Here is a 16,819-nt window from a genome sequence, read left to right as displayed (position 1 = left end):
AGCCGCCGGGGCATTGTCAATCAGCGTCGAGGAGCCCGTTGAAGCGCCGGCGAGGAGCCGCCGGTCGTCTTGTACCGCGTACCGCGTACCGCGTACCGCGTACCGCCCGCGTACCGCCCGGCCCGGTCGTCACGGTTCACGGTTCGGCGTGGCCGCCCCGCGCCGCGGCCTGGTACGATCCGATAAGGAACCTCACCTCACGCGGCCCGTCCATGCGGCATGTCCCCGAGCGCTTTCAGATCGTCCGGCGGCTCGGGGCAGGTGGCTTCGGGATCGTGTACGAGGCGATCGATCGCGAGCGCGGCGAGCGGGTCGCCCTGAAGGCGCTCGCGCGCATGGGCGCCTCGGCGCTGTACCGCTTCAAGCGGGAGTTCCGGGCGCTCGCGGACGTCACGCACGACAACCTCGTCCGGCTCCACGAGCTCATCGGCAGCGGGGACGAGTGGTTCTTCACCATGGAGCTCGTGCGCGGGGTCGACTGGCTCACGCACGTGCGCGGGCAGGGATCCGCGGGCGGCGCCGCCTCGTGGCCGAGCCTGACCAGCACCGCGTCCCCGGACGAGGGGATCGATCTCGACGCCACGCTGGAGGAGCAGGTCGAGCGCCCGCCTGCCCCCTCTCCTGCCCGCGCCGCCTGCGCGGAGGCGCGCGCCGACGTCGCGCGGGTGCGGTCCTCGCTCGTCCAGGTCGCGCGGGCGCTCCAGGCGGTCCACGCGGCGCGGCTCGTCCACCGGGACGTGAAGCCCTCCAACGTGCTCGTCACGGCCGAGGGGCGCGCCGTCGTGCTCGATTTCGGCATCGCCTCGCGCCTCTCGACCAGCGGCAGCGGGCAGAGCGCGACCGACGCCGAGCAGCTCATCGGGACGCCGCGCTACATGGCGCCGGAGCAGGTGGGCGCGAGCGCGGTGGCGCCGAGCGCCGACTGGTACGCGCTCGGCGTGATGCTCTTCGAGGCGCTGGCGGGGAGGCCGCCCTTCACGGGGACGTCGATCGAGGTCCTCGCGGAGAAGCAGCGATCCGAGCCGCCCCGGCTCCGCGACGTCGCGCCGTGGGCGCCGGACGACCTGGCCGACCTGGCCGCCGATCTCCTGTGCGCGGCGCCGGAGCGGCGCCCCTCCGGCGAGGAGGTGGTGCGGCGGCTCGGCGCGGCGGGTGATCTCGCGGCGGCGCCACCCGTCCCGGCGGCGCCGGTCGGTCACGGCGGCCGCGGCGCAACGCGCGCGGCGGTGGAGGCGCGGGCGACGCGGCCGCGGGAGCTCGAGGCGCTCGCCGGCGCGCTCGCGCGGGTGCGGGAGGGGCGTCCGGGGCTGGCCCTCGTCCAGGGCGCCGCCGGGGCGGACCGGGGGGCGCTCGTGCGCGCGTTCCTCGACGGCGAGGCCGAGGACGCGCTCGTGCTCGAGGGCAGGTGCCACGAGCGCGAGCAGGTGCCGTTCAGGGCGCTCGACGGCGCGATCGACGCGCTCAGCCGCCACCTCGTGCGGACCCCGCCGGGGGAGGCCGCCGCGCTCATGCCCCGGGGCGCCGCCGCGCTCGCCCGCGTCTTTCCCGTGCTCGCTCGCGTCCCGGCCATGCGCGCGGCGCCGCGGAGCGCAGCGGAAGAGGGCGAGGAGCGGCTCCGGGCGCGCGCGTCGGCCGCGCTGCGCGATCTGCTCGGGCGGATCTCCGACCGGCGCGCCGTTGTCGTGTTCATCGACGACGCCCACTGGGGCGACGCGGAGAGCGCGACGCTGCTCGCGGAGATCATGGCCCCGCCGGACCCGGCCGCGCTCCTGCTGATCGTCGCCTACCGCCCCGAGGACGCCGGAGCGAGCCCGCTGCTCTCGGCGCTCCGGACCTCCCCGGCGATGGCCGCTGTGCACACCGTGGAGATCGACCTCACCGGAACCCCGGCGCGAAGATCGCCGCCATGCGCGCGGGGTTCCTGACGCCCTGGCCCGCCATCCAGGCGTCCGCGGCCTGGACCAGGGAGCGGCCCTCGTCCCCGCCGAGGAGCTGGCCGCGGCGGCGGCGCGCGCAGGCGGCGAAGAGGGCCATCCCGCGCTCGTCGAACGCGGCCGCGGCCGCCGCGAGGAGCGACAGGGCCGAGGCGGCCTGACCCCGCTGCGCCGCGATGGCGGCGCGCAGGGACATCGCCATCGGAGCGACCCACGGCGCGCCCTCGCGCGATAGCCGCCGGGCGTCGCGCGCCGCGCGGCGGAGGAGGGCCCGGCCGAGCCGCGCGTCGCCGACACCGTCGCGCGCTGCGGCCTCCAGCGCCGCGGACGCGCGCAGGTGATGGATCAAGACGCGGTAGTACTGGAACCTCGGCAGGAACGACCAGGCGATCTTGCGCCAGCGGTCCTGGATCCTCCGCAGCGCCGCGAGCGGCGCGCCGGCGTAGAGATCGATGCGCCCGAGCGCCAGGGTCTCCAGGCAGTCGAGGTGATCGAACGAGCGGCGCGGCCAGCGCGCCATGGCGCCCAGCACCTCGTCGCGCGCGGCGTCCGGCCGATCCGCGGCGAGCGGCACGATGTACGTGAGCCCCACCCGGAAGAAGCTGGCCGCGTAGAGGTCGCCGCGCGCGTCCGCGTCGGCGCAGCGCGGCGCCGCGAGGCGGGCCAGCGCGTCGAGCTCGCCGCGATGGTAGTGGGCCACCATCATGAACCGGCTGGTCGTGCCGAGCTCCCACGCGACGCCCGCGCACCGCGCGCGCAGGAGGTCCTCGGCCTCGCGGCAGAGCTCGAGGCCCTCGGCCCAGCGCCCGGAGACGCTCTCGACGACGCCGAGCATGCCCTTGTTGAAGGCGATGAGGTACGGGTCCCCGACCTTCTCCGCGAGCGCCGCCGCCGTGCCGTAGAGGCGGTGCGCCTTGCGGCGCCCCACGACGTGGTCCGTGCCGAGGTGCGCGATCTCGGTCGCGATGGCGCGGGCAAGGCGGTAGGGCTCGCCCGCGCGGAGCGCGAGGAGGAGGTGCCTCGCCTGGAACTCGGCGCCCTGGAGGACATCGGCCATGGCGAGCCCGACCGAGGCCGACCAGCAGATGTCGAGGCGGGTCAGCGTCTCGGCCGGCAGATCGCGGGCGTCGCGCTCCCGGAAGCGGAAGCCGCGCACGCGGAGGAGCAGGCGAAAGAACAGGAGCGAGAGCAGCACCGCCCACCGGCGCTCGACGAGCCGCATCCCGACGGCGGCAAGGACGCCCCGGAGCACGCGCCTGCCCTCCTCGATGTGACCGCTCACGAGGAGCTGCTCGGCGGCGCACCGCCGCAGATCGAGGCTCTCCCGCGGCGGCGCGCCCTCGGCCGCGGCGGCGTACGCCCGGGCCGCCTCCGCGCCGCGGCCGGCGTTGCGCAGGGCGTGCGCGAGCTTGACCCGCAGCGCGCGCGCCTCCCCCTCGCCTGCCGGCGCCGCCTCGAGCGCGGCGACGAAGTGCTCCGCGGCGCGATCGAAGGCGAGCGCCTCGGCGGCGCGATCGCCCGCCAGGACCGCGTAACGGGCCGCCTCGCCGGCGCGCCCGGCGCGCCGGAAGTGCACGGCGAGCACGTCCGCGTCGGCCCGCCCCGAGGCCTCCAGGACGGCGGCGAGCCGCAGGTGGACCTCGGCGAGCTCCGCCGCGCCGAGCTGCGCGAGGGCCGCCTCGCGGATGCGGTCGTGGAACGCCTCGAGCTCCTGCTCGTCGTGCTGCCCCCGCGTGCGCACGATGTTGCCGGCCCGGAGCGCCGCGAGCGCCGCCAGCTCCTGCTCGGGGGTGAGCTCCGCGGCCTGCCGGGCGGCGCGGCGGTCGAGCGGCTTGCCCGACACGGCGATCACCTCGAGCAGGCGCCTCGCGTCCGCGGGCAGGCGCAGGAGGCGGTTCGCGAGGACCGATCCCAGCCGGACGCCGCCGTCGTCTGCGCCGCGCGACGACTCCGGCGCGGCCTGGCCCTGCACGTCGCGCGAGAGCTCGATCACGAAGAACGGGCTCCCGGCCGCCTCCGCCGCGATCGCGTCGGCCTGCGCGACGGCCCGGTCACCGCCGCCGAGGAAGGCCAGCGCGAGGGCGCGCCCCTCCTCGGGCGTGAGCGCGCCGACGGCGAGGGAGCGCACGTCGCCCTCGTCCGCGTCGCCCGGGGCTGGCGGGAGCAGCCGCGCGAGGAGCTCGCTCCGCTCGGCGTCCTCGCTCCGGTAGCAGAGGAGCAGCAGGAGCGCTGGCGCGTCGGGCTCGCGGAGGACGTCGGTGAGGAGCGCGGCGCTGTCCGCGTCCCCCCACTGGAGGTCGTCGATGAACAGGACGAGCGGCCGTCGATCCGCGATCCGCGCGAGGATCTCGCGGAGCGCGGCGAACCCGCGCCGGCGGAGCTCCCGGGCGTCCGGGGGCTCGATCTCGCGCCGCGGCGCCCGGGCGATCGCGTCGACCTGCCCGAGCACAGGGAAGAGGCGCACGACCGCGTGGACGTCGCGCGGCATGAGCTCGGCGGCCTCCAGCCTGGGGAGGCGCGAGAGGTGGCGGCTGAGCGCGTCGATCAGGCTATCGACGGCCTTGTAGGGGACGGATTCCCGCTCGTAGCACCGCCCTTCGAGGATCACCGGCTGATCCACGCGCGCGAGCTCGTCGAGGAAGCGCCGGACGAGCGCTGTCTTGCCCGTGCCCGACGCGCCGTGGATGTGCAGGGTGGTCGCCCGCCCTCCCCTCGCCTGCTCGAACGCCCCGCGCAGCGCGTCGATGTGCCGCTGCCGCCCGACGAACGGCGCGCCGCTCCCGGCTGGCGCTCCGGAGCGCGCCTCGGCGAGCGGCGGCGGACCGGCGCTACCGCGGGCGTCCCCGCTCGGAGGCAGCAGCCGCCGGAGCACCTCGGGCGCCGGGGGCCGCTCGTCAGGGGCGCGGCGCAGGAGCTCCGCGCAGAGGGCGTCGAGGTCCTCCGGGATGCCCGGCGCGAGGGCGCTCGGAGGAGGCGGCTCTTCCACCTGCTTTCGCAGGATGACGTCGAGCGCCCCTCCCTCGAAAGGCCGGCGCCCGGTGAGCGCCTCGTGGAGCATGACGCCCACCGCGTACCAGTCGCAGGCGGCCGTCAGGGAGCCGGCCTTCGCCTGCTCCGGCGCCATGTACGCCGGCGTCCCCGCGATATGGCTGCCGCTCTGGTCGATGGAGCCGCTCGAGAGCTCCGCCACCAGGCCGAAATCGAGGATGACGACGCGCCCCTCGCGCGTCACCAGGACGTTCGACGGCTTCAGGTCGCGATGGAGCTTGCCGGCCGCGTGGAGCGCGGCGAGGCCCTGCGCGAGCTGGAGGAGCGCCCCCCGCAGCGGCCCCCAGCGCGGCGGCGGAGCGGCGGCCGGGTCGCGCCCGGCGTCGCCGGCGGCCGGATAGCGCCGCATCGCCGAGGGGTCTGGCGCCGTCGCGTCCGGGTCGTCCTGGACGAGGCTGGGCGCGGTGGAGCTGGGCGCCGAGGCGCCTCGTGCCGCGGGGCCGCGCACGGAGGAGAGGAAATCGATGCCCTCGATGAGGTCCATCGTGAAAAACCACTGATCGCCCTCGGAGAACAGCTCGTGGAGCGCGACCAGGTTCGGGTGGACGACCTCGGACAGGGCGCGGAACTCGCGCTTGAACCGGTAGAGCGCGACCGGGTCGAGGCGGTGGAGCGATTTCAATGCGACGCGCGCCCCTCGCTCGCGATCCTGCGCCTCGTAGACGGCCCCGAACGCGCCCTCGCCGAGGCGGCGGCCGATCGAGAATCGCGCATTGCTGGGGGGCGTCCGCTGCATTGAATCGCTCTGCAGTGCCCGGCTCGCGGGCGGCGAGCCTACCACGCGGTGCGCGCGATTCTGCGCCGGATTCCGCGCCGGATTCCGCCCCGACCTGGAGCCTTGCGCGCCCTGGCGCCGTGATGAGAGAGTCGGCCGCGGGAGAATGAGCGAGGCAACGGCGTCCGGCGGCCCGACCCGAACAGACGAGGCGCCGCGCGGGGCCGACGAGGGCGGCTCGTACCTGCTCGTTGTGCAGGGGAGCTCCTCCTCGGTGCTCCGCCTGCCGCGGAGCGGCGTGGTGCTCCTGGGCCGCGGGCCCCGGGCCGACGTGCGCCTCCGCAACACCTCGGCGTCGCGAGAGCACGCGAAGATCGTGCTGCTCGACGGGCGCGCGCAGCTCGTGGATCTCGGCAGCCGGAACGGCACCCTGCTCAACGGCGTCCGCGTCGACGGCGCGAGGCCGCTCGGCTCGGGCGACGTGGTGTCGATCGGCGAGACCGTCGTGGTGATGCGGTGCGCGCGCCCCGCGAAGAGCCGGCAGGTCCTCGAGATCGCGGAGCTGCGGCGGAGGATCGAGGGGGAGATCGACAGGGCGCTGCGCCACGATCGGCCGGCGACGGTGATCGCCGTCCAGATCGAGGCGGCCTCGGCCCGCGAGGTCGTGGCCGGCGCGCTGGAGCGGGAGCTCGCGGTGACCGATTTCGCGGGCTTCGAGGCCGACGATCGGCTCCTCGTGCTCTTGCCTGAGGCGGACGCGGCTGCGGCGGTCCACGCCGTGCAGCGGCTCATCGACGCCGTGAACGCCGTCGCCGCGGCGCCGAAGGTCGGCGTGGCGACGGCGCCGGCGGACGGCTGCGACGCGGACACGCTCGTCGCGTCGGCCCGGGCCGCCGCGGAGGTCGCGCGCCCCGGGCAACCGGCGACCGCGGCGGAGGCGGTGACCACGCTGGAGATCGGCGGGCAGCGCACGGTGCTCGCCGACGCGGCCATGGTGCGCGTGTTCGATCTGATCCGGCGCCTGGCGGCGACGGACCTGCCGGTGCTGGTGACCGGCGAGACGGGCTCCGGAAAGGAGAGCGCGGCCCGCGCGCTGCACGAGTGGTCTCCGCGCGCGAGGCGGCCGCTCGTGACGCTCAACTGCGCCGCGATGCCCGAGAGCCTGGTCGAGAGCGAGCTCTTTGGCTACGAGCGCGGCGCGTTCTCCGGCGCGGCGGGCCCGAAGCCGGGCCTCCTGGAGCACGGGAGCGGGGGGACCGTCTTCCTCGACGAGATCGGCGATCTCTCGGCGAGCGCCCAGGCGAAGATCCTGCGCGCGATCGAGACCCGGCGGATCCTCCGGCTGGGCGACGTGCGTGAGCGCGAGGTCGACATCCGCGTCGTCGCCGCGACACACAAGGATCTTCAGGGGGAGGTCAAGGCGGGCCGCTTCCGGCAAGATCTCTATTATCGCCTCGGCGCGGCCACGGTGATCTTGCCCCCTCTCCGGGAGCGCCCGCGCGAGATCCTCGCGCTCTCGAGGGCGTTCCTGGCCGACGCGTGCGCGCGCGGGGGGCGCGAGGAGATGGTCCTGTCGGCGGAGGCGACGGAGCTCTTCACGGCCTATGCGTGGCCAGGCAACGTGCGTGAGCTGAAGAACGTCATCGATTACATCGCCGCGACGGTCACCGCGCGCATCGTCGAGCGCGGGCACCTGCCCTCCGCGCTCGCGGCGGGGCCGCCGCGCCCCGAGGGCATCCCGCCCTCGGTGGCACCGGCCTCCCGCGCGGCGCCCTCCGCGAGGGGCCCTGGGCGGGCGTTCCGGCCGCTCGCGGAGGAGGTGCGGGAGCTCGAGCGCACGCGCATCGCCGAGGCGCTCGCCGCGGTGGGCGGGGTGCAGACGAGGGCGGCCGAGGCGCTCCACATGCCGCTGCGGACCTTCGTGCTGAAGATGAACCGTTATGGCCTGGCGAAGCGCAGGCGGTGACGCCGCCACCCGAAGCGCACCGGCGAGACCGAGGCCATGGACGAGCCTGAAGCGGAAGTACCCGTAACCCGGACTGGCACGCCTACTGGGGCCCCACGCAGCGGGTCACGAGGTCGGGCACGTCCTTGGCCGGGTCCAGCGTGTAGTCGTAGGGCGGATCCGTGAAGGGGGTGACGCTATCGCCGCTCTCCCCTCCGAGCCCGGTATCTTTGCTCCCCGTCGTGTTGTCATAGACATTGCCGTTGGCGGTGATGTGCGAATAAAGGGCGTACATGAACTGGTGCGGGCTCTTCACGTCCTTGAAGTAGTTGTTCTCGACGAGGACGGCGCCGTACGACCCCACGCCGACGCAGTAGAGGTTGCCTTTGGACGTATAGTAGTTGTTGAAGATGTGCCCCTGACCGTACATGACCCGCGGCATCCGCTGATCGACGAGGTCACCGAACCAGTTGTGATGATAGGTGATCTTGAGCTTCCCCAGGTCCTCGGGATGGTCGCCGCCGCCGGAGCCGTTCAGGCTGGCCAGGCGGTGCGGATGGTCCTTGTTCGTGTACCAGAACTTGCTCCAGGACACCGTCTGGTAGCTCGACTCATTGGTGATGTCCAGGAGGCCATCCCCCCCGTCCCAGACATTCAGGTGATCGTACCACACATGATGAGAGTTGCGGGAAGAGATCGCGTCGTCCGGCCCTGAATTCGGCCAGACCCCATGAATATTGAGGTTGCGAACGATGACGTTGCTAACGTTCTTCATGGCGATGCCGCCGTAGATGGTCGCGTCCTTGTCGGCGCCCATGATCGTCTTGTTGCTGGCGATCTCCAGCGCGTAGCCACCCTCCGTCTTGATGGTTCCGGAGACGATGACGACACGCGGGTTCTTGTCTTGAACGGCCGACTTCAGCTCAGCGAACGTGGTCACCGTCACCGGGGTCGCATTGCCGCCGCCCGTGGTCGTCTTGACGCCGTCGGCATTCACCGCAGCCCATCCGACGAGATCGAGGGGACAACCATCCGGGGTACTCGTCCCCCCTGCGCCGCTGCCACCCGTGCCCGCGCCACCCGCGCCGTCAGCGCCACCCGCGCCGCCAGTGCCACCCGCGCCGCCAGCGCCACCCGCGCCGCTGCCAACAGCGCCGACGCTGCCCGTTCCAGCGCTGGGTCCGCCGCCGGTTCCCTCGGTACCCCCAGAGCTGACTGTGACGCCGGTGCCACCAGACGCAGCGGTACCGCCGGCGCCGCCGGACGTGGCCGTACCGTCAGGAACCCCGGTCTCCGTCGAGCGCGTCGAACCGCACGCGCTCGCGAAACCGAAGACCGAACACCAGAGCGCTCGAGCGATCAATCGATACGATGGCGACATTTCTTTCCTCGAGGGGATGGTCTTTGCCCCGCCTCACACGACATCATCCGCGCACGCGACCACCACGGATGCAGCCCGGATGAAGCCCAACACCACAGACGGAGAAACTCGAACCCCGAAGCGGCTCGCGTGATCCTCCATGCCCAAGGGTTGCTTCTGCGGCTCGCGGCCCTTCAGAAATCGAATCGGCCGCTCGCCGAGGGGATGAGGGAGCTAGAGCGCACACGCATCGCCGAGGCGCTCGCCGCGGTGGGAGGGGTGCAGACGAGGGCCGCGGAGGCGCTCCACATGCCGCTGCGGACCTTCGTGCTCAAGATGAACCGTTACGGCCTGGCGAAGCGCAGGCGGTGACGCCGCCGCCGGGCGCGGCTCCGATGCCCCGATGCGACGGCGACGTGGAGGCCTCAGCGCTCTCCCGCTCTCTTCGAGGAGGCAGACGGCCCGTCGATCACTTCGAGATGACCTTCGTGCACGTCGCGCCGAAGTCGACGTAGCCGACCGGGCAGCTCCCCCAGCACACGGGGCCCGCGCCGCTATAGCCGGAGGCGCAGGCCGGATAGCAGAGACCCGCGTCGACCTGCTGGCCCGCGCCGCAGCTCGTCGGCACAGAGCCGGCACCGCGTCCGTAAGAGCTCTTTCCGAAGATGTGCGCGTTGATACGGCACGTGCAGCCGTCGTTGGTATACCCCGGCGGGCACGTGGAGCAGCCCTTGGCGAAGGTCAGGCCGCAGGCGTCATACCAGGGGCACGCGGAGTTGTTGGCGTTGATGATCTGCGCGTCGCGCCGGCACGTGAGGCCGTCGTCCGAATACCCGGACGGGCAGCTCTGCCAGCACACCGGGCCGACCCCGTAGTAGCCCGACGCGCAGGCCGGATAACAGAGACCCGCGTCGTATTGCTGGCCCGCGCCGCAGAGCGTCGGCGCCGTGCCGACGCCGCGCCCGTAGCTCGGTTTCGTCACCGTGGAGGAGCACGTCGCGCCGTCATCGCTGAAGCCTGGTGGGCAGGCCGGCACCGCGGCGGGGGCCGGGACGGCGGGGTTCTGCACGTGGAGGCGCGCCTGGAACTCAACCAGGCTGTGGATCGCACCGGGGTTCGCCTCCAGCACCTGGATCATCGCGCTGTCGCCCACGACGTCGGAGAGATCAAGCAGCGCGTTGGCGATGCGCTTCTCGTTCCAATCCCGGTACTGGATCGACGGGCACGCGGCCCCGCCGCCGCAAAGGCGGCCGCGCGCGCCGACCCGGGCTTGCTCCCAGTAGTTCGCGAAGCCCTCGTTGAAGGCGTACCCCTGGTTGGCGATCTCGGAGCCGTCGTGAGAGCGACCATAGACATAGGCCACGTCGTCACCATTCCAGTGGTTCAGATCCCCGTCGGCGACGTGCCGCACGCTGTGCCCGAACTCGTGGGTAATGACCCTCCGGCGCTCCGCGGCCGTGCTCCCCCAGGTGCTCGTGAGGAAGTCCGTGCGAATGTTGATGTAGTCGTAGAACGTGAAGGGCGTGCCCAGGTAGACCGCGCTCCAGCGCAGCATGCGCAGCCCGTGCGCGGGCGGCTGGGCCCCGCGGGCAGCGTGGAAGTCGCGCAGGGTATCGACGCCAAGGCGCCAGAGCTCGCAGTCGACGCCGCTCAGCGTGACCACGTCGACGTCGAGATCGCCGCTCGAGCGCGGGCTGCCCGCGACGTCGACCCCCTGGCCGCGCGGGGCGTGCAGGTCGTCCATGATCGTGAGCGGCGTCGTCACGCCGCTCGAGCTCACGACGCCGTCGTACGTCACGTCGAGGTGCACGCTCGCGCTCGCGGTCGACGAGATGGGGATCCTGAAATCGCCGTTCGCGTCCGTCACGCCGCTCCCGAGGCCAGGAATGCTGAGCGGCACGAACGCGAGCGCGCTCGTGACCGTCCCCGCGCCGTCCGGCGCGGCGCACTGCAGGCGCCCGATGACGGCCGCGGACGGCGGTACGCAATGGAGGCTCGTCACCTCTGCGGCGCAGATCGAGTCCCACTGGGTGGTACAGCAGTACGGGTCCGCCGCGCAAACGCAGCTCTGGACGGACGCGTCGTTGCAGCCGGCGAACGGGTGCGGGTTCACGCAGTCGTTCACCTTGAGCTCGCTGTCGGCCTCGGCCGTCGATTCAGCCGCAGCCTGCGGCTCACCTGGATCGCCGGAGGGCTCCGAGCCCTCATGATCGCCAGAGGGCTCAGCGCCCTCGGGGACGGCGCACGCGGCGAACGCCCCCGCGGCGAAGAACAGCACGGCGGACGCAGAAACCCTCGCCATCCCGACGTTTCGTGTCGATGACATGCCCCTCTCCTTGATGTGGTCTGGACCGCTCCATGTCGTCCAGCCACCCCAGGTACGCGGGCCATGTTCGGTGGTTTCGCGCCACCGTCCAGTTTCGCAAGGGCCGAACAGAGCGACGGCCGGGGGGCGCGCCGCGCCCTCCGCGCCGCCAAAGCGCCAGCGGCGCCGACTACTGGTTGGCGGCGCTCACGACGGCTTGCCACTCCGTCGAGAACGAGCCGTCCGTGCGCTTGATATCCGTCCCCGTGTCCCACAGCACGGGAACGACGCCGCGAGACTTCGCCGCCTCCACCACCGACCGCATCCACAGCGTCCGTGACGCCGGCTCACGGGGGTAGTTCGTGCCCAGCGTGACGCCGAACTCGCCGAGGATGATCGGAATGCTCCGCTGCGTGCTGAACGCGCCGAGCGTGTCGAACTTGCTCTTCAGCTCCGCCTTCTCGGGCTCCGTGCCCCACGTCGTCTTGGGAGAGCCCCAGCTCTCCACCGTGTCGAGGCCGCAGAAGGTGTAGGGCGTATAGTAATGGATCGAGAGGAAGAGGCTCTTCGTGCCGGCCGGATCGGTCGGCACCTTGAAATCGCCCACACAGGTCCTGTCGATGTCCGTCACGAAGCCGGCGATGAGCAGGGCGCGGCTCGCGTTGTAGCCGCCCTGCTCGCGCACGGTGGTGACGAAGAGCTGGTTCATCTCGTTCAGGGCGGCGTAATCCGGCGTCCCGCCGTCGTGAACGCCGTTGACCCAGTAGTTCCCCTCCTCGTTCATCCCCTCGAGGATCAGCTTATGACCGACGTCGCTGAAGGCCGTGGCGATCTGGGTCCAGTACGAAGCAAACTTGGTTTTGACGTCGCCGGTGAGCTTGTACTTGTCGGCGTTGTCCTCGTTGTAGATCCAGCCCCCATCCCAGTGGATGTTCACGATCGAGTACATTCCGGCGGCCTCGATCCAGCCCACCACCTCCTTGACTCGGGCCATCTTGGTGGCGTCGATCGTGCCGTTGGCGGCGTAGGTGTCCCAGGCCACGGGCACGCGCACCGTCTTGATGCCGTGGTTGGCCATGCCGTTGATGAACGTCTGCGTGATCAGCGGCTGGCCCCAGCCCGTCTCCCACTCGGTGGTGTTCTCCAGCGTGTTGCCGATGTTGGCCCCGATACCCATGTCGGGGACCATGGCCGCGGCGTCCACCGGCGTCGCTGATCCGCCGGTCCCGCCGGAGCCCCCGACTCCCGCCGTACCGGCACCGCCCGCGCCGGCGCCGCCCGCGCCGGCACCGCCCGTGCCGGCACCGCCCGTGCCGGCGTCGCCGGTACCGGCCCCGCCCGTCGCGGCGTCGCCCGTGGCCGCGCCTCCGCCGCTGCCGCCGGTGGCTCCTTCAGAGGCCGCGCCTGCGCCCGACGTGGCATCGGGATCCGTCGAGCTGCAAGCGACCAGCAAGCCGAGAATCGAGAAGAAAGCAAGTCGATACGAGTGAGTCATGGGTCCTCTGCGGGTGATGGGAAGGGAGCTCGTCCCCCTCAGGTTGCGCTGCGCCCCTGCCAGCCGTCACAAATCGCACGGACGCTCCCGGAGCGCGATCCGCGCCGGATCCTGGGAGCCCGAGCTCGGCCTTCGCAACCAGGGGGCGGCTCGCCGTCGCCCTGCCGCCGCTCGCGGGCGGGGCGCCCGCCGGGTGCAGGAGTTACCGGGATCACGTAAGAGTTACCTAGCCCGGTCGTGCAAGAGTTGCACGAGCCCGCCAGGGGGACGCGTCACGCTCGCTGGAGCGCGCTGCACCCGGGGCGCCGGCTCAGGCACACAGGCTGCTAGGACGACAAGGCCCGAGCGTCTCGCAGGATTCTCGAACACCAGAGGACGGAGCGGGGCGCCGCGCGGATCACGTCCGCCGCGTCCGCCTCGCATCTTTCTTCTGCCGCCTTCTGTGTTCCGTGCGCGCACACCCGCGGACGCGGGCGAGGACGGCAGATGCACGGCGAGACGAGAGAGGACGCTCCCTGCTGGCAGCCCGAGGAGATCCGCTTGCCCGAAGCCAACATGACGACATCCGCCCTCAACTCCGCGCTCGGCGGAGAGATTCGGTCCCTCCGATCCGTGATCGCCGCGCTCACGCCGGTGATTCACGCGCGGGTCGGCCGGGCGCTGCACCGGCGCCGCGCGCGGTTCGCCGGCGGCGCGGACGACCGCATGGACGACCTCGTACAGGATGTGTTCGTCGAGCTGTTCCGCGACGACAGCCGGGCGCTCCGCGCCTGGGATCCGGCCCGCGGATTGAGCCTCGCCAACTGGGTCGGCCTCATCGCCGACCAGCGGGTGGCGGCGGCCTTCCGCCGCCGGAAGCGGCAGCTCGACGACGCGGCGCTGCCGCTCGACGACGCGCCGGAGGAGGGCGCCAAGTCCGACGACGATCCGGAGGCCCGGGTGCTCGCCCGCGACGCGCTGGAGCGCCCCCTCGGCCTGCTCCGGGCGGAGCTCAGCCCCCTCGGGCTCTCGCTCCTCGAGGCGCTCCTCATCGAGGAAGAGCCGATCGCCTCGGTCTGCGCGCGGACGGGCATGAGCGCCTGCGCGGTGCAAGCCTGGAGCAGCCGCCTCAAGCGGCGGTTCGCGGAGCTGGCCGCCGGGGGCGGCGAGCACGCGCGGAGCGGGCCCGGAGGACGGAGCAGGGCGGCCGCGGCCGAGGACGACAGCGCATCGTTCGTATCCGCTCGATCCGCCGGGGCGCATCGCCCCGACGGCCGGGTCGCGCCGGGGGAGCGAATCGAGAAAAAGACGACATGGGATGTCAGCCGTGGAGAGCGTCGCTCCTAGACCTTCATCGACAACGAGAGGCGCGGGTGCCCGCGGGGCGGGAGCGACAGAGCGCCTCTCACGACAGGAAGGGAGAAGATGCCATGCTTCTTGTGAACACCGTGCTGCGCTCGACGACGATGGCCCTGATCGCGATCTCGATGCTCGCGCCTGCGTGCGCCAGCGCGCCAGCGGACGACCCCGGCGAGGGCGCGGTCACCGCGCAGAGCGCCGAGGTCGAGTACCTGTATGGCCTGAGCCGCGCCGAGCTCGCGCAGCTGCACCCGCTGGTCCAGGATCGCTACGATCTCGAGGCCTGGTTCGACGCGAACGTCGCTCCGTTCGACTGCGGCCGTTATGGCACGATGTGCCAGGACGTCGGCGAAGAGGCGGCCTACACGATCACGGAGACGTCGTATCACATGGGCCTCGAGGGCGCGTCGCTCGACGCGATCGACGCCTATCTGAGCGGAGCGCTCGACGAGGCGACCCGCGCGTGGGAGGCGCGCGAGGACGAGCGCGGCGAGGACGAGCGCGTCGACAGGAGCTGCTTCTTCAGCGGCGGAGCCAACGAGGAGCGCCTCAAGGTGACGGCCTACGCGCACAAGCCGCTCCTCGGCGACTGGAACACGCACGCTTCGTGCAGCTATCAGGTGAAGGGGCTCTTCGGCATCTGGTTCGACGAGGGCGGCGCCTCGATCCAGGCGTGCAACCGCGGGGAGCTGCGCGACGATGGGACCGTCGTGGACAGGAACCCCAACTCGGGCCTGGACTGCCGCAGGGGCACAGGCGGCACCTTCGATTCGGATACCCTCCTTTACTTCCCGTCGACCCCGACGCTCACGCTCGCCAGCTTCGCGCGGTGCAGCGCCTCGAAGGGCGGCTGGTCCGCGAGCGGGTCCTGCAGCGTCGCCCAGGACTGAGCGGGTTCGCGGGGCGGAGGCTCGCACATCGCGCGGAGGAACCGTGGATCGCACATCGCTCGTCGCGTCGATCGGCCTGCTCATCGCCCTCTGGCTCTCGCCGCCGCCGTCGCACGCGGCGGCGGCGACAGCGCCCCCTCCCGCCCCGCCAGCCGCCACCGCACCCCCTCCCGCCCCGGCGCCCGCCGCGTTCGTCTCGATGGGGCGCCGGGTCGAGCTGCACCCCAGCCGCCGCTGGCTCACGGTGGAGCTCGCGCCCGGCGCCTCGCTCGACGCCGCACGACGGCGGATCGCCGCGGCGCCCGGGCTCGGGGCCCATCAGATCGCCGCCTCGGCCCGGCGGGGCGGCGAGCTCCTCGTGCGCCTCGACCGGGAGGCCCCGGACGCGCCGGCGCTCGCGGCGGCGGCCCTGGCGCTCCCGGACGGCGGCGCGATCGCGGCCGCCACGCCCGCGGTCCACACGCCCGACGGCCAGCCGCTCGGCCTCACCGCGCGCGCCGTCGTCGTGATGTCGCCCGGCGTCGATCCGGCGTCGCTCGCGCCGCTCGTGCGCGCCCTCGGCGGCCGCATCGACGAGGCGCTGCCGTTCGCGCGCGCGCTGCTGGTCAGCGCGGCCCGCGCCCCGGACGCTGGCGCCGTCCTCGCCCTCGCCGAGCGGCTGCGCGCCGCGCCGGGCGTCCTCGACGCGCACCCCGACTTCCTCCGCGCCGCGGGCCGCCGCCGCGCCCCCTCGGATCCGCTCTTCCCCGAGCAGTGGTACGCGGCGCGCGCCAGGCTCCCCGATGCCCTCGATACAACCGCGGGCAGCGCGCGCGTGCTGCTCGCCGTCCTCGACGACGGCTTCGACCTCGATCACGAGGACCTCGGCGGCCGTCCGCGCATCTCCGCCGACGCCTGGGATTTCGCGGATCTCGACGCCGATCCCTCGGCGGGCTCGCTCGACGATCACGGCACGCCGGTCGCCGGCATCGCCCTCGCCGTGGCCGACAACGGCCGCGGGATCGCCGGCCTCTGCCCGCGGTGCGGCTTCCTCCCCCTCCGGCGCGGCGCGACCGACGCCGACGACATGAAGGCCATCGCCCGCGCCGCGGAGGCCGGAGCGCACGTGATCAACTGCTCGTGGGGGTACACCTTTCCGTCGACCGGCGTCGTCGAGGCCCTGCGCGCCGCTGCGCAGGACGCCCGCGGCGGGCGCGGCGCGCTCGTGATCTTCGCGGCTGGCAACGAGGGCGTCGACATCGACGAGGCCTTCGACATCTCCGCGCTCCCCAAGGTGGTCGCGGTGGCGGCGACGGGGCCGGACGACGCGCCGCTCGCCTCGAGCAACCGCGGGCGATCGGTCGATCTCGCGGCGCCGGCGGGCGGGATGCGGACCACGGACCGGACGATCGGCGGCTTCGCGGCCGGCCCCTATGCGCGGAGCTTCGGCGGCACGAGCGGCGCGGCGCCCGTCGTGGCCGGCGCCGCGGGGCTCCTGTTCAGCCTGGATCCAGAGCGCCCGGCGGCGGAGGTGCGCGAGATCCTCGAGCGCACCGCGGCGCCCGTGGTGGGCGACGACGCCGCTGCTCCAGCGTACGGCAGCGGCCGCGTCGACGTGGCGCGCGCGGTCGCCGTGGCAGCCGGCCCTCGGGAGCCGTCGTCGACCTGCGCGCTCGCCGCGGCGGGGACGTCGAGCGCGCCCGGCGTTCCGACCGGCGCGCTCCTCGGCCTCGCGGCGTTCGCCGCGCTCCTCCGGCCCACAGCCGCTCGGCGCCTTCCAGGGTGAGCGTCAATCGATCCCCTTCGATGC

At 73.2% G+C, this 16,819-nt stretch carries 10 protein-coding genes; 6 read left to right on the top strand and 4 right to left on the bottom strand.

Annotated elements, in window-relative coordinates:
* The first annotated feature begins 212 nt into the window (after positions 1-212).
* Positions 213-1,925: a protein kinase domain-containing protein gene (locus tag WME79_RS04715; protein WP_437532457.1), complete on the top strand. Its 1,713-nt coding sequence runs from the start codon at positions 213-215 to the stop codon at positions 1,923-1,925.
* Here the strand turns inward: WME79_RS04715 and WME79_RS04710 are convergent.
* Positions 1,876-5,718: a serine/threonine-protein kinase gene (locus WME79_RS04710; RefSeq protein ID WP_437532454.1), complete on the bottom strand. Its 3,843-nt coding sequence runs from the start codon at positions 5,716-5,718 to the stop codon at positions 1,876-1,878. The two genes, WME79_RS04715 and WME79_RS04710, sit on opposite strands and share 50 nt — an antisense overlap.
* A 145-nt stretch (positions 5,719-5,863) precedes the next feature.
* On the opposite strand from WME79_RS04710, the gene WME79_RS04705 reads away from it, so the two are divergent.
* Positions 5,864-7,663, top strand: coding sequence for a sigma 54-interacting transcriptional regulator (locus WME79_RS04705; RefSeq protein WP_437532451.1), 1,800 nt, complete (start codon positions 5,864-5,866; stop codon positions 7,661-7,663).
* A gap of 82 nt (positions 7,664-7,745) precedes the next feature.
* Here the strand turns inward: WME79_RS04705 and WME79_RS04700 are convergent, their stop codons facing one another.
* The gene (locus tag WME79_RS04700; protein WP_437532449.1) at positions 7,746-8,639 is read right to left on the bottom strand and encodes a pectate lyase family protein; all 894 of its coding nucleotides are present in this window, start codon (positions 8,637-8,639) and stop codon (positions 7,746-7,748) included.
* Positions 8,640-9,152: 513 nt separating this feature from the next.
* On the opposite strand from WME79_RS04700, the gene WME79_RS04695 reads away from it, so the two are divergent.
* Positions 9,153-9,374 (top strand): helix-turn-helix domain-containing protein, encoded by a 222-nt coding sequence (locus WME79_RS04695; RefSeq protein ID WP_437532446.1) that lies wholly within the window; start codon positions 9,153-9,155, stop codon positions 9,372-9,374.
* A 97-nt stretch (positions 9,375-9,471) separates the two neighbouring features.
* Here WME79_RS04695 and WME79_RS04690 read toward each other — a convergent pair whose 3' ends face one another.
* Together WME79_RS04690 and WME79_RS04685 are read right to left on the bottom strand one after the other, a co-directional pair.
* A complete protein-coding gene (locus WME79_RS04690) occupies positions 9,472-11,328 on the bottom strand; it encodes a hypothetical protein (RefSeq protein WP_437532443.1) in 1,857 nt (618 codons plus the stop codon).
* 169 nt (positions 11,329-11,497) lie between these two features.
* Positions 11,498-12,802 (bottom strand): glycoside hydrolase family 5 protein, encoded by a 1,305-nt coding sequence (locus tag WME79_RS04685; protein WP_437532440.1) that lies wholly within the window; start codon positions 12,800-12,802, stop codon positions 11,498-11,500.
* A 540-nt stretch (positions 12,803-13,342) separates the two neighbouring features.
* Here WME79_RS04685 and WME79_RS04680 point away from each other — a divergent pair.
* From WME79_RS04680 to WME79_RS04670, 3 genes are all read left to right on the top strand, one after another.
* Positions 13,343-14,128, top strand: coding sequence for an RNA polymerase sigma factor (locus WME79_RS04680; protein ID WP_437532437.1), 786 nt, complete (start codon positions 13,343-13,345; stop codon positions 14,126-14,128).
* 83 nt (positions 14,129-14,211) lie between these two features.
* A complete protein-coding gene (locus WME79_RS04675; protein ID WP_437532434.1) occupies positions 14,212-15,030 on the top strand; it encodes a hypothetical protein in 819 nt (272 codons plus the stop codon).
* A gap of 43 nt (positions 15,031-15,073) precedes the next feature.
* Positions 15,074-16,795, top strand: a complete 1,722-nt coding sequence (locus WME79_RS04670; RefSeq protein WP_437532431.1) for a S8 family serine peptidase — start codon at positions 15,074-15,076, stop codon at positions 16,793-16,795.
* Positions 16,796-16,819: the final 24 nt, after the last annotated feature.

The organism is Sorangium sp. So ce726 (assembly GCF_051521405.1).
Lineage (GTDB): Bacteria > Myxococcota_A > Polyangia > Polyangiales > Polyangiaceae > Sorangium.
The sequence above is the reverse complement of the archived record's forward strand: the minus strand, read 5'-3'. Positions and strand labels throughout refer to the sequence as shown.

Coding starts and splice junctions, on each gene's coding strand:
- WME79_RS04715 (WP_437532457.1), top strand. CDS start 213: ATGCGGCATGTCCCCGAGCGCTTTCAGATCGTCCGGCGGCTCGGGGCA.
- WME79_RS04690 (WP_437532443.1), bottom strand. CDS start 11,328: ATGTCATCGACACGAAACGTCGGGATGGCGAGGGTTTCTGCGTCCGCC.
- WME79_RS04685 (WP_437532440.1), bottom strand. CDS start 12,802: ATGACTCACTCGTATCGACTTGCTTTCTTCTCGATTCTCGGCTTGCTG.
- WME79_RS04705 (WP_437532451.1), top strand. CDS start 5,864: ATGAGCGAGGCAACGGCGTCCGGCGGCCCGACCCGAACAGACGAGGCG.
- WME79_RS04710 (WP_437532454.1), bottom strand. CDS start 5,718: ATGCAGCGGACGCCCCCCAGCAATGCGCGATTCTCGATCGGCCGCCGC.
- WME79_RS04675 (WP_437532434.1), top strand. CDS start 14,212: ATGCTTCTTGTGAACACCGTGCTGCGCTCGACGACGATGGCCCTGATC.